The sequence below is a fragment of the Paraburkholderia heleia NBRC 101817 genome, assembly GCF_000739775.1.
Lineage (GTDB): Bacteria > Pseudomonadota > Gammaproteobacteria > Burkholderiales > Burkholderiaceae > Paraburkholderia > Paraburkholderia heleia.
On the sequence record NZ_BBJH01000024.1, the window covers coordinates 40,056 to 52,970 of the forward strand.

Sequence of the window (12,915 nt, forward strand, 5' to 3'; positions counted from 1 at the left end):
ATGCGCGGCGCATTTCCCCGCCGGATTGAGGAGGCAGTTCTCTGCCCGAACCCGGCATCGAGCGCTAGCGCCCTCCCGGGAAGCGGTACCCCGCGAGCGAAGTCTTTCTTTTTGGCAAACGTTTGCCGGCGGGGTATCAAGTCTGCGCGCGCGAGGCCGACAACGCGTACATCGCCACGATTTTTTGGAGACCCGGCCGTGACGCGTGTTTTGCTTTTACTAGCCGTAATGGTCGTGACAGGCTGCGCGCAACTGCAGCCGCCCACCACGGCACAAACCGGGAAACCCGCCGTGGCGAACGTCATCATGAAATTCGACATTCCCGCCGATGCGCTGGGCGCGCACGACCCGCAACTGGGCGCGGTGCTCGCCAAGGCCGGCGCGCTCGCCGCCGCGCAGAAGCAACCCACCGTGATCCGCGTGACGGCGCTCGGCCAGGACTTCAAGTACATCAATCAGGCCATCTGGCGGGGCGTGAGCGCGCAAGGGCCCAGGCCCACGCTCGAAAACCTGACGGCGGGCGCGAACCAGACGTACAGCGTCTCGATCGAGCCGTTGCACGCGGGGAGCTGACACGATGCGTCCGATCGTTTTCGCCGCCGCATTCGGCTTTTGTTGCACCGCCTGGGCGGGCCAACCCGCCGGCAGCGCGCCTGCCGCCGCCACCGTCGTTGCCGCTGCCGCGCCCGCCGCCGACAAGGTCTATCCGCCGCTGCCCTCGCTCGCCATGTTGCCGCCCGCCACCGGCGACGACGAGGCGCTTCCCGCGCCGCATTCGGCCTCGCGCAAGAAGAAGATCCATCAGCGCGACTGCCACTGCGCCATGCCCACGCCGCGCCTCGTCGTCTCCGACGCCTCGCGCGCCTATCTCAAGGACATCGAGCAGCAACTCGATTCCGCTCTCGCGCAGTGACGTCGCACAGTGACGCCCAACCCGGAGCTTCGATCCATGCAGCACAAGACCCACGCCCTGCCCCGGTTGCAATCGCGAATCATCGGCGCTGGGATCGCGCTCGTGAGCCTCGCGGCGCTCGGCGCGACGGCCGCGCATGCCGCGCCGAGCGCCGACGAATGCTTCGAAAAGGCCGGCGCCTACCAGGGCGTGAATCCGCTCGTGCTGCGCGCCGTGGCGTGGCGTGAATCGAAAGGCGACGCGGCGGCCGTCAATCACAATGCGAACGGCTCGATCGACGTCGGGCAAGCGCAGATCAACTCGATCCACTTTTCGGAGCTTTCGCGCGAGGGCATTCCGCACGGCGCCCTCACGGACCCGTGCGTGAATATTTTCGTGGCCGCCTGGCTGCTCAAGCAAAAGATGGTGCGATACGGCAACACGTGGCGCGCCATTGGCGCGTACCACTCGGAGTCGCCGCGCGAGCGCGACGCCTACGCGCGCAGCATTCAGGCCATCCTCGTGAGCTGGGGCCAGCTGCAACCGGGGCGATGACCGAAGCGCCCGGCGTCGCCGCCGATTCCTTGCAGGTGCAACGACCGCTTAGCCGCGCAGCTTGTTCAACAGCTTGAGCCCGCGGCGCGCCACGGCCGAATAAAGCTCGGCGCCCTTGAGCGCGGGGTCGATATGGCGTTCGTAAGGCTGCAGCGTGACCGGGAAATACGGCGAAAGCTTTTCCACCACGCGCTGCGGCGAGATGTGCGTGTTGCTCTGGACCACGGCGAACATGCCATCGCTTTCCGGCGCGAGATGGCGGCCCTCGCTCCAGCCTTCCATCCTGTCCGCAAACCATACGCTTTCGTCGGCGTGCAGCGCGCGCTGGCCCGGTTTCGGGCCCGTGTGGTACTGCTCGAGCAATCCAGCGTGCTCCGCGTTGAGCCAGTAAAGCGTGTATTCGGTCCAGTCGAGCGCGTAGTTGGCGAGCAGCACGCGGCGCCAGTCGGTGCCATGCAGCGCCGCGAGGCGCTGTTGCAGGCTCAGGCACAGCGTGCGCGACAGGATGGCCGGCGTCCACCAGATGCCGTCGCGCGTGAGCTGCGGATCGAGATTCAGCAGCTTCGCCGAAGCCTCCCAGTAATACGGCTCCACCGTACGCGGCTGAACATGCGTGAGCGCACGGCCGTCGAGAATCAGCGTATCCGCGCCGAAGCGATGCGTGGCGAAGCAGTCGGGGTCGAGCACGAGGAAATACTCGGTTTCGATCCATTCGGGCGCATTCAGCTTGATGATCTGCTGCCGGTGCCAGTTGCGGATCTGGTGACGCTGTGAGAACTCCGCAAAAATGCCCATGTACAGCGATTCGTCGACCACTTCGATGGGGAAATCGGACCACGCCTTCGCGTAGCCTTTGACCTCGTCGAGTTCGTCGTGCGGCACGACAATCACGAAACGGTGAAACGTTTTGGGTGTCGTGAAGTGACGCAGCGACGAGAAGAGGATGTCGCAACGGCCGATATTGTCGGCGTAATGCCGTCCCCGCGTTTTGACCGGCAGGATGGCGCTGAGCTGGTGCATCGCAGTCAGGTCCCGAATGTTAGAAGAATCGATAAATAAAGTTCGGGATGTAGCCGCGCCGATGCGTGAGCGCAATGCCGATCAGCCTGCCGCCCGCGTCGAGCAGCTGCGTTTTCAGGCCCAGGACCACGGGCTTGCGCGAAACCTCCGCGCGCACCGCCATGACCGTTGCGTCCGCCAGCGCGGCGTTTTCAATGCCGGCGAACGACTGGCTGGCTGGCGGCGCATGCACGACGATGTAGTCGTGCGCCTCGCGCAGCGTGTCGAACAGGCTCGTGGTCTGCTGCCACGAGGCCGGGAACGTGCCGCTTTCCGGCCGCGCGACGACAATGTTGTGCCGCTCGACGCTCTCGAACACGAGGCCGCCCGAAGCCGCGATCTCCGCAGGCGCGGCGCTCGCGGCACGGCTTTGCCCGCCGTGCCCCGACCACGTCAGCAGGCCTTGCGCGTTCGGCGGGCCATAGAGCGGCGCGTTGGCGCCGGACGCCATGTCGAGAATGAGCACCGGCTTGGTCGTGCGGTGCTCCAGTTCGACGGCGAGGCCGCGAATCACCGAAAGCAGCCCGTCGTTCTTGCCGAACGAGAGCGCCATGACCACCTTGGCGGGTGAGTCCGTGCTCGCGTTGATGGCCGCGATCATCCGGCCATACGCCATATGCGCGGGCCGGCTGGCCGCCTTGGCTGCGTCGGCTGACGCCCCGGGCCGGCGCGCGCCGCCGCCGAGCATCACTGGCGCATTCAGCACCGGCAGCAGCAGCGAGCGCTCTGCCTGTTCCGGACTCAGGAAGGTCTCGCGCAGGCTCGCCATGACGAGCACGACGAGCGCCGAAATCAGGAGACCCGCCGCCACGCTCGCCGCAATGATGAGGCTGGCCGACACGCTGCGCTGCGAAGGCGGGAACGGCGCCTGGATCACGCGCACGTTCGTGCTGTTCACCTGGCTCACCTGCCCCTGCTGGATCTTCGCAAGCTCGACCTGGCGCGAACGGTCCTTGAAGCTGTCGGCCAGAATATCGCGCGTTGCCTGCAGCTGGCGCATCTGGCTGGAGACATCGCTCAAGCCCCGCAGCGTCGCGCGGGTGTCCTGGATCTGTCCTTCGAGCGCCTGCTGGCGCGCGGTTTCGCCCGCGATGCTCGCATTGAGCGCGGCCAGCCGCCCTTGCACCACGTCGTAGTAATCGTTGTGGCCGTAGCGCGTGGCCGTGGCCATTTGCGCCTTGCGCCGCGCGATGCTTGCGTGCATATCGGCAATCTGCTGGTCGAGCTGCTGCACGAACGGCGAGCTGTCCATGTAGCGCGAGGCGAAATCGGCGCGGCGCGCTTCGAGCTGCATCAGCGAAAGTTGCATCGTGTCGAGCGCGTGAGCGGCTTCGGAGTCGTCGGTGAAGATCGGAATCGTGGCCTTCACCCCCTTCGACGACGCCTGCTCCGATTTCAGTTCGCCGCGGTGTTGCGCGAGCGACGTGTCGTTTTCGAGCTTTTGCTGGACGAGCTGGCTTTCGAGCAGCACGGCGCGCGAGGTCTGGTCGTCGATATTGACGATGCCGTGCGACTTCTGGAACGCGAGCAAGTCGGCATCGGCTTTTTTCAGTTGCCTTGCGACTTCATCGCGCTGACCGGTCAGGAAGTCGACGCGGCCCGACGTGAAAATCGTCGCGCGCCGGCGGAAGTACGTATCGAGCAGACGCGAAAGCGCGTCGGCCGCTTCCTTGGGATCGGCGTCGTAGTACGTGAGGCTGATGGTGCTCGCAAGATCGTTCTGCTCGATATGCAGCCGATGCTCGAATTCCTGCAAATGGCTGTCGATGTCGTGTTCGCTCGCGTTCGGCCCCAGTTTCGCGATCACCACGTCACGATGCAGTTCCGGGCTGCCGAGGATTTGCGCTTCGACGCCGTCGAGCTGGCCGATGGCGGGCTGCATCGCGGCGCCGCCATTCGGGTTGTTCGACTGGTCGTAATATCCTGCCAGGAGCACCAGCAGCGTGGACTGCGCCCGGTAAGGCATGGGCACCAGAAGCGCGACTGCCACGCCGATCGCTACAACGGAAAGAAATACCGCTGTTGCAATCCTGCGATAATAGAAAAAGGTGTTGAGATAATCCCGGACCGTCAGTTCGACAACAGCCGCCTTCCTTTCAGGCCGTGTTCTAGTAGTTATAACCATACAGGTGCGGTTCCCGGCCAACAGAGAAGTTTCGACGGCGCATATAATACGTAAGAAAACATCCAGAATGTCGCGTAAAACTGACAACTGAGCTAACAACTGCGAAAAAAACGTGTGAGTTCCACCCTTCATTAACGGCAATTCCTGCCGTTACTTGACAAGAGATCAGGAACCGCAAGCCACCGCTTCACCCACGCGCCCGATGAACATACTCCGACCAGCCTGCGTCCTCGGGCTGTTGACGCTTACCGCCTGCACCCAGACCTGGGTGGAGCCGCAATTCCAGCAGCGCGCGCAATTCGCCGCGTGGTCGCAGGCTGCGCCCAGCGTCTATCGCATCGAACCCGGCGACGACCTTTCGGTCGTCATGCCCTTCAATGCCGAGCTGAACTTCCGCGGTTCGGTCGCGCCCGACGGCGGCCTCACCATGCCGTTCGCGGGCACGATCCCGGCCGCCGGCCTCACGGTCGCCCAGCTCGGGGACGCCGTCAACAAGGCGCTGGCCGCCAACGGCATGGCGAAGAACGCCCACGCTTCGGTCTCCATCGTGCAGTCGGCCGCCAAGGTCTATGTGGCCGGCCAGGTCGCGCGCCCCGGCGAAATTGCGCTGCACACGGGCATGAGCGTGCTGCAGGCCATCGCCGCCGCGCAGGGTCTGCTCGACACGGCGCGCACCAACGAAGTCGTACTGATTCGCCGCAGCCCCGATGGCCGCCCGATGCTGCGCACGATCGACCTCGACGCGCTCACGCATCGCGGCGACCCGACTCAGGACGTCGTTCTGCAGGCCACCGACACGATCTTCGCGCCGAAGTCCTCGATCGCCGAAGTCGACCAGTGGGTCGATCAGTACATCGACAAGGTCATTCCGTTCCAGCGGGGCTTCGACTACACGATCTCGAACAACCCCACGACCTACTGAGCCTGCTCAGCGAGCCCGTGCCGCCCGACGGTTTTCCACGTCCGGGCCAACGAATCAGCCGCGAATCAGCCGCGAATCAACCGCAAATCGAACGCGAATCCCACGCGATGGAAACCGCCACCACGACCACCGGGCTTGGCCCCGTCTTTTCGAGCGAGCCCGCCAGGTGGCGGGTCACGTGGTGGCTGCTGGCGCTCTTGCCGCTCTTTGGCCAGACTTTCCACTACCTGAGCACGCTCGTGCCGCTCTGGGCGCTCTCGAAAGCGCTGCCGGTCATTTCGCTGCCCGCCGTGCTGCGTCTGGGCGGCGAACCGCGCTTTCCCATGACGCGACAGATCCTCATCAGCTTTGCCTGGCTCCTGCTCGTGCCGAGCTTCGCCGCCGTGTTCTATTTCCACGAGAGCTTTTTCACGAGCATCACGGCGCAGGTGAAACTGCTGCCCGTCCTGTACTTCTTTTCGTTTCTCGCGCTGCTCCTCACGCTCAGGCCCACGCTCGGCGAGCTGGAGCGCGGCTTCCTGGTGCTCGGCGTCGTCGTCCTCGCGGTGCTGATCGTGCTCTGGGCCGTCGTGCCCTCCGACTGGTACCAGGAGTCGTATGTGATCGGCCAGTCGCCCTTTTTCAGCAGCGACAACCGCGGCCATCGCATCCGTATGTCGATGTATTTCCCGCTGATCCTGCTGTTTTTCTGCTACCGGCGCGCCTTTTTCGAAAAGCATGCGGGCTATCTGTGCGGCGTGCTCGTCGCGCTCGCGGTCACGCTGCTGATCGTCAAGACGCGCTCCATGATCATCGGCATCATGGGCGTGCTCGTCATCAACACCTTCGCCTGGTCGCGCATGCGCACGCGCATTCTGCTGCTGCTCGCCGCGCCCGTCGCGCTCGTCGCCATGTTCTCGGCGGGCTACCTCGCCACGACGTTCAGTACCGACGCCAGCACGGGCTTCGACACGCGCCGCATCACCATCCTGCTCGCCACGAAGTTCCTCGGCAGCGAGCCGATGCGCTGGCTCTTCGGTGTGGGCACGATCAGTTCGACCAGCAAGGACAACCTGATCGACTATTTCCACCACTTTTTCTTCCTCGCCGACATCACGTGGCTCGGCATCGTGTTCGAGTACGGCCTGATCGGCGCGCTCATCATCCTGTTCTTCCAGTTGCGCGGCATCGTGTTCTACCGGCGCCTGCGCAAGAAGGTCGACGACGATTTTCTCGGCGCGCTGTTCGACTATCTCGTCTACGTCCTGCTCATTTCATTCTTTTACCCGCCTACCCTCACGCCCGGCGAGACGGCCGTCATTCTCGCGATCTTCGCGTACATCTGGCGCGTGGGCGAACTGGACGGCGAACACGACGACCATGCCGATCTGCAGGTTGACCATGCCTCGCCTTGAGCGCATCAAGCGCCCCAACCTGCATACCCTGCTGCTCGGCGCGCTGCTCATGTCGGGCGCGGCGGCCTGCTCCGACGCGACCTCGGGCACGCCCTTGCCGGTCGCCATCTCGGTGGATGCCGCCGCCGGCCGGCACCCCATCAGCCCGCTGATTTACGGCATCAACTTCGGCACGACTGCCGCCCTGCAAGACTTGCGCGCGCCCGTCAACCGCTCGGGCGGCAACAGCGCCTCGGCCTATAACTGGCGCATCGACGCACGCAACGCGGGCAAGGACTGGTATTTCGAGAGCCTCGCCGTCGATCCCGCCGATATCAACGACCAGTTCGGCGAGCGCTTCGTCGCGCTCACCCAGGCGGCGGGCGCTACGCCCATCGTGACCATTCCGATGCTCGGCCGTGTGGCGAAACTCGGGCCCGCGCGCGAGACGCTCGCGAGCTTCTCGATCGCCAAATACGGCCCGCAGCCGAATCACGACGTAAACGGCCACGCGGACGCCGGCAACGGCGTGGCGCCCGGCGGCAAGCCGATTACCGGCAACGACGCGAACGACGCCTCGACGCCCGACGACCCGCAAAACGAGCAGGCGCGCGTAGCGGATCTGGTGAAGCAATTCGGCGGCGCAAGCGGGGGCGGCGTGCGCTACTACGCGCTCGACAACGAGCCGAGCCTTTGGCAGCTCATTCACCGCGACGTGCATCCCATAGGCGCGCATGCGAGCGAAATCGCCGACAAGGTGATCGCCTATTCGCGCGCCGTGAAGGCGGCAGACCCGCACGCGCAGATCGTCGCGCCGGAAGAATGGGGCTGGCAGGGCTATTTCTACAGCGGCTTCGACCAGCAATACGCAGCGGACCACGGCCTCGATCACACCCCCGACCGCACAGGCGAAACGCAGGGCATGCCGTACGTGCCCTGGCTGCTCGCGCAGTGGAAAGCGGCGGGTCATCCCGTCGACGTGTTCAGCCTGCACTTCTATCCGCAGGGCGGCGAATACGCCGAAACGGGCGTGACGAGCTCGCAGGCCGTCGCGCTCATGCGCAACCGCTCCACGCGCGACCTGTGGGACCCGAACTACAAGGACCCCACGTGGATCAACAGCGTCGTGGCGCTGATCCCGCTGATGCGCCATTGGGTCGATACGTACTACTACCCCGGCACGCCCATCGGCATCACGGAGTACAACTGGGGCGGCGACACGCTGATGAACGGCGCGACGGCCCAGGCCGACGTGCTCGGCATTTTCGGCCGCGAGGGGCTGGATATCGCCACACGCTGGGGCACGCTCGATCCTTCGATGCCGGTGTACAAGGCATTCAAGCTCTACCGCAACTACGACGGCAACGGCGCGGCGTTCGGCCCGACCAGCATTGCCGCGAAGGCGCCCGACCCGGACACTGTCTCCGCATTCGCCGCCTTGCGCGAACGCGATCACGCGCTGACGCTCGTGGTCGTCAACAAGCAGTTGGACCGCCCCGCCGATGCCGCCGTGACGCTCGATCATTTCGCGGCGAGCGGCGTGGCCGAAACGTGGCGGCTCGCGAACAACCAGTTGTTCCGCATGCCCGATGCGCGTTACGAGGACAGCACGCTGCGCGCGAGCCTGCCCGCGCAGAGCGTGACGCTGTTCGTATTGCGCGGCGCCCAGGCGCGGCATGAGTAAAGCCGGCGAAGCGCGAATGCCAGCGCGCCGGAACGGCGGCTCGATGATCCGGGGCTCGCTCGTGAGCCTCGCCGTTCGTCTGCTCGACCTCCCGAGCCGCTACGGTTTTCATCTGCTGATCGCAGCCATGCTGGGCGTGGTGCAGACAGGCGACTTTTATATCGTGTTCAGCACGATGGTGGCGCTCGCCGGCTTCGGCCGCCTCGGCATCGACCAGGCGCTGACGCGGCAGATTGCGATGGACCTCGCGGCAGGCGAGGCGCACGCCGTGCGGCCGGCCATCCGCCGCGCGTTGGGCCTCGTGCTGCTCACCTCCACGGCCATGTCGATCGCGCTTGGCGCGTGCGCGCTTCCCTTTGCGCACGACGTGCTGAAGAAGCCCGAACTCGCCTGGCCGCTCGCGCTTGGCGCGCTCTCGTTCATCCCGCAAAATCTCGGCGTGACACTGGCCGGTGCGCTGGCCGGACTCCAGCGCGTGGGCTGCAGCCAGATGATCTACTCCTGGCTCTGGCCGGCGATCTTCTGCGCCGTCGCCATCCCGCTCGGCTTGACGCGCGGCATGGGCGCCGCCAGCGCGCTCATGCTGATCGCCGCCAGCTTCACGCTCGCCGCGCTGACCGGCGCATTTCTGCTCAAGCGTTTTCTTGCCGGCGTACCCGTCGGCGCACACGCGCCAGCCGAACCGCCGCGCTTGTTCAAGGCGGGTTTGCCGCTCTTCACGCTCGAATTCACGAAGCTGTTGATCACCTCGGCGCCCGCCATCGTGCTCGGCATCGTCGCCTCTTCGCGCGAGACGGGGCTTTTCGCGCTGGCGTGGCGTCTTGCGCTCGTCATCAATCTGCTGATCAGCGGCGTGACCGGCATGGCCGCACCGAAGTTCGCGAGCCTTTTCGCGCGCAACGACCGGCATGGGCTAGACAAAAGCGCGGCCCAGGCGGCGGGCCTCGTACTGTGCCTCGCGTTGCCCGCCGCGCTGTGCATGCTGCTCTTTCCCGAACATCTGCTGCGCTTGTTCGGACCGGACTTCGGCGGCGGCGCTGCCGCGCTGCGCGTGCTCGCGCTCGGCCAGATCGCCGCGGCATGCTTTACCGCCATGCCCGAACTGCTGGGCATGACCGCCCACACTCGCGTGCTGTACCGAATCAACCTCTACTCGGTCGCCATGCTGCTCGCGGGCCTCGCCGTGCTCGCGCCGCGTGGCGGCAGCGTCGGGGCCGCGGCGGCGGCATCGCTCGCCATTGCCGTGAACGGCGCACTCGCGGCGTGGGCGGCACACCGGCTGCTGAACGTGTTGCCGCTCGCGTTACTTGGGCGATGGGTGCTCGGGCGCGTGCCGGGACGCACGGCGGTGCAAGACAGGAAAGAAGACGCCTAGACCGTCGGGATTTCAGCGGCACCGCCTTCAACTGCTTGCGCGCTCAACGACACATCGTTCCGGCGCGAATAAGCGCGCAGGCGGCACGCCGATTGCGGAATTCACGGTCAAGCAGACGGCAATCGTCTGCATCGGTACCTGTCTCAAGGAGGTACGGATCATGAACAAGGCAACCAGCACCCTTATCGCGGCCGCCGCCGTGCTCGCGCTGTCCGGTGGTGCGTATGCACAAACGGCGCGTTGCGATAGCCGGCATGGCGCTTTTTGCTTAGCTTGACTGAATAAATAAATACTCGCATTTCCCGCAACGCGTCGCGCAGCGGGACACACACACAAGACCCTCGAGCGCGGAAACCGCGCAAGCCGTGCCTGACGCGCGCTTCGGATCGAACCTGTACAACCTGCAGAGCGGCCCTTATCAGATCTCGCGCGTGGGGCCGAACTACGACCAGTACATGAACAGTCCGGTGCATCGGTTCTATCAGAACTGGCAGCAGTCGGACTGCAATATCGCGCACGCGACGCCCGACAATCCGAGCGGTTGCAAGATGGATCTGTTTGCGTGGGTCGAAGTGTCGATCGGCGCGGGATCGAATGGCAAAGCGCAAGCGGCCAACTTCACCGATCAGTCGACCAGCGAAGGCGCGACCGCGCTCGGCTTCTATAACGTGAATACCGCAGCCAGGCACCAACAACTGGTATGCGCAGGACGGCTACTCGGGCGGATCATATAGCAATTGCGCGGATCCGAAGCAGCCGGGCGTCGGCGCAATACGAAAATATCTCGACAGCCTGCCGTATCACCCCAACGCCAACTGCGCGCCCAGCACGTACTATCTGCTGAACAACTACAACCCCGGCTACAACGGTGACGGCACCGTCAACACGAGTCCGTTCACCATTCCACCTTCGCCTGTGCGCACGATCGCCGATACGCTCCTCGAGAACAACATCTCATGGAAATACTACGGCGAAGGCTGGAAGACATTCGTGACCCACCCTTCAACGAGTGTCTACTGCAACATCTGCAATCCGTTTCTCTATGAAACGGCGATCATGAGCAATCCGACGCTGGTGGCCGCGCATCTTCAGGACACGCCGAACCTGTATTCCGACATCGCACACGGCACGCTACCCGCAGTGTCGTTCGTGAAACCGGGCGGATTACTCGATGGGCATCCGTCCTCTTCGAAGTTCGGTCTTTACGAAGGGTTCGTGCACAAGATCATCGATTCCGTCCAGGCGAACCCCGCGTTGTGGGCATCCACTGCGATCTTCATCACGACCGACGAGGGAGGCGGCTACTACGATTCCGGCTACATTCAACCCGTGGACTTCTTTGGGGACGGGCCGCGCATTCCCCTCATCGTCGTGTCGCCGTACTCGCGCGGCGGCCGTGTCGTTCACGACTATTCGGATCACGTGTCGCTTGTGAAATTTATCGAACGCAACTGGTCGCTGGGACATATCACGTCGCGCAGTCGCGACAACCTTCCCAATCCTGTCGAGCTTCCCGCGAGCCCATACGTGCCGACGAACGCGCCGGCGATCGGCGACCTGTTCAGTGCGTTCCAGTTCCCGCCCGCCAAACAGTCCGCAGCGGACAATGGAAACGAGGGCGCGGCCGGCATGCTCCCGTTCTGATCGCAGTCAAGACGCACAGCGGAAACGCCGACGGCCCGCAACCCCAAAGGGACCGTCGGCGCGCTCGCGTATCAATCGATGTCTTTGTCCTTTTCGCGCGCGAGCATATCGAGCGCAAGCACGCGTCCGACATCGCGCACGAACGCTTCCATGACCGCGGAAGATTCCGGGCTGCCCGGTACACAGTCTTCCGGGTTGCGCTTTCCCTGCGCCCGTCTGATCGTGCGGATGCTGTCTTCCAGGGCCCGGGCTTCTGCCCGGATCGGATCGTTTTGCGGTGGTTTGGGTTGTTCGTGCGCCATGCCGGGATTTTCGGCGGCCGGCACACAAACTTTAGCGCCTGAGCATGACGTCTTGATCGGCCAGGGCGCTGCCTTCGCGATAAGGTCCTGCAGGCGCATCGACTGCCGGGATTTTAACGCGACTGCGTACAATTAAGCGCCTGAACAGTCGCGCCGCTGGAAGCGACGTTCACACGCGACTAAGCCATGATGTGAACGCCGCCATCCACGTAAAGCGTTTCGCCCGAGAGGCGCCGCGCATAGGGCGTCGCGAGGTACGCGCAGGTGAAGCCGACGTCCATGATGTCGACCAGTTCGCCAAGCGGTGCCCGTTGCGCCGCCTGGGTGAGCAGCACGTCGAAGTCCTTCAAGCCGGATGCCGCGCGCGTTTTCAGCGGCCCGGGAGATACCGCGTGCACCCGGATCTGCTGCGGACCCAGTTCGTACGCCAGATAGCGTGCGCACGCTTCCAGCGCCGCCTTGACCGGACCCATGACGTTATAGCTTGGGACCACCTTGTTCGCGCCGTAGTAGCTCATCGCGAACATGGAGCCGCCATGCTTCATCAGCGGCGCGGCTAGCCGGGCCATCCGCACGAACGAATGGCATGAGATGTCCATGGCCGCTGCGAAACCTTCGGCGGAGCAGTTGAGCAGCCCGCCCTGCAAATCGCTCTTCGGCGCCCACGCGACGGAATGCACGAGGATGTCGAGTTCGCCCCATTCACGCGCAATCCGCTCGAATACCGCCTCCAGTTCCTCCTGTTTCGAGACGTTGAACGGCATGAAAATTGGCGCTGCGAGGTCTTTTGCCAGCGGCTCCACGTATGGCCTTGCCTTCTCGTCGGCATAGGTGATCGCGAGATCGGCGCCCACCTCATGGAACGCCTTCGCGCAGCCGTATGCGATCGAATGCGCGTTGGCGATACCCGTGACCAACGCCTTCTTTCCGGTCAGCACCGGATGTCGAACACTCTGGCTCATCGGACTTCTCCCTGGCAATCGG

General features: G+C 64.5%; 13 protein-coding genes. 9 read left to right on the forward strand and 4 right to left on the reverse strand.

What is annotated here, in order from left to right:
• Positions 1-198 precede the first annotated feature (198 nt).
• Genes BHE01S_RS20300 through BHE01S_RS20310 form a run of 3 tightly spaced genes read left to right on the forward strand, consistent with a single transcriptional unit; the run spans position 199 to position 1,447 of the window.
• On the forward strand, positions 199-573 hold the full coding sequence (locus BHE01S_RS20300; protein WP_042267109.1) for a hypothetical protein: 375 nt from the start codon (positions 199-201) through the stop codon (positions 571-573).
• A 4-nt stretch (positions 574-577) separates the two neighbouring features.
• Positions 578-913 (forward strand): hypothetical protein, encoded by a 336-nt coding sequence (locus tag BHE01S_RS20305; protein WP_042267110.1) that lies wholly within the window; start codon positions 578-580, stop codon positions 911-913.
• Positions 914-949: 36 nt separating this feature from the next.
• The gene (locus tag BHE01S_RS20310) at positions 950-1,447 is read left to right on the forward strand and encodes a lytic transglycosylase domain-containing protein (RefSeq protein ID WP_042267111.1); all 498 of its coding nucleotides are present in this window, start codon (positions 950-952) and stop codon (positions 1,445-1,447) included.
• Between the two features lie 48 nt (positions 1,448-1,495).
• Here BHE01S_RS20310 and BHE01S_RS20315 read toward each other — a convergent pair whose 3' ends face one another.
• A complete protein-coding gene (locus tag BHE01S_RS20315) occupies positions 1,496-2,467 on the reverse strand; it encodes a DUF6492 family protein (protein ID WP_042267113.1) in 972 nt (323 codons plus the stop codon).
• Positions 2,468-2,486: 19 nt separating this feature from the next.
• Positions 2,487-4,496: a GumC family protein gene (locus BHE01S_RS20320; protein ID WP_042267114.1), complete on the reverse strand. Its 2,010-nt coding sequence runs from the start codon at positions 4,494-4,496 to the stop codon at positions 2,487-2,489.
• 337 nt (positions 4,497-4,833) lie between these two features.
• Here BHE01S_RS20320 and BHE01S_RS20325 point away from each other — a divergent pair, with 337 nt between their 5' ends.
• The 6 genes from BHE01S_RS20325 (at position 4,834) to BHE01S_RS39680 (ending at position 11,629) form a co-directional block, all read left to right on the forward strand.
• Entirely contained in the window at positions 4,834-5,553 is a 720-nt protein-coding gene (locus BHE01S_RS20325; RefSeq protein WP_042267117.1) for a polysaccharide biosynthesis/export family protein, read from the forward strand.
• Between the two features lie 107 nt (positions 5,554-5,660).
• Complete coding sequence (locus tag BHE01S_RS20330) at positions 5,661-6,947, forward strand: hypothetical protein (protein ID WP_042267120.1); 1,287 nt, start codon at positions 5,661-5,663, stop codon at positions 6,945-6,947.
• On the forward strand, positions 6,934-8,610 hold the full coding sequence (locus BHE01S_RS20335; RefSeq protein ID WP_042267122.1) for a glycoside hydrolase family 44 protein: 1,677 nt from the start codon (positions 6,934-6,936) through the stop codon (positions 8,608-8,610). Before BHE01S_RS20330 ends, BHE01S_RS20335 begins: the two co-directional genes overlap by 14 nt.
• Positions 8,611-8,626: 16 nt before the next feature.
• On the forward strand, positions 8,627-9,985 hold the full coding sequence (locus BHE01S_RS20340; protein ID WP_245639798.1) for a lipopolysaccharide biosynthesis protein: 1,359 nt from the start codon (positions 8,627-8,629) through the stop codon (positions 9,983-9,985).
• 365 nt (positions 9,986-10,350) lie between these two features.
• Positions 10,351-10,719, forward strand: a complete 369-nt coding sequence (locus BHE01S_RS39675; RefSeq protein WP_052406011.1) for a hypothetical protein — start codon at positions 10,351-10,353, stop codon at positions 10,717-10,719.
• A gap of 181 nt (positions 10,720-10,900) precedes the next feature.
• Entirely contained in the window at positions 10,901-11,629 is a 729-nt protein-coding gene (locus BHE01S_RS39680; protein ID WP_052406013.1) for an alkaline phosphatase family protein, read from the forward strand.
• Positions 11,630-11,700: 71 nt separating this feature from the next.
• On the opposite strand, the gene BHE01S_RS39160 is transcribed toward BHE01S_RS39680, so the two are convergent.
• Together BHE01S_RS39160 and fabI are read right to left on the reverse strand one after the other, a co-directional pair.
• The gene (locus BHE01S_RS39160; RefSeq protein ID WP_245639799.1) at positions 11,701-12,063 is read right to left on the reverse strand and encodes a hypothetical protein; all 363 of its coding nucleotides are present in this window, start codon (positions 12,061-12,063) and stop codon (positions 11,701-11,703) included.
• 47 nt (positions 12,064-12,110) lie between these two features.
• A complete protein-coding gene (gene fabI / locus BHE01S_RS20350; RefSeq protein ID WP_042267125.1) occupies positions 12,111-12,893 on the reverse strand; it encodes an enoyl-ACP reductase FabI in 783 nt (260 codons plus the stop codon).
• Between the last annotated feature and the right edge of the window lie 22 nt (positions 12,894-12,915).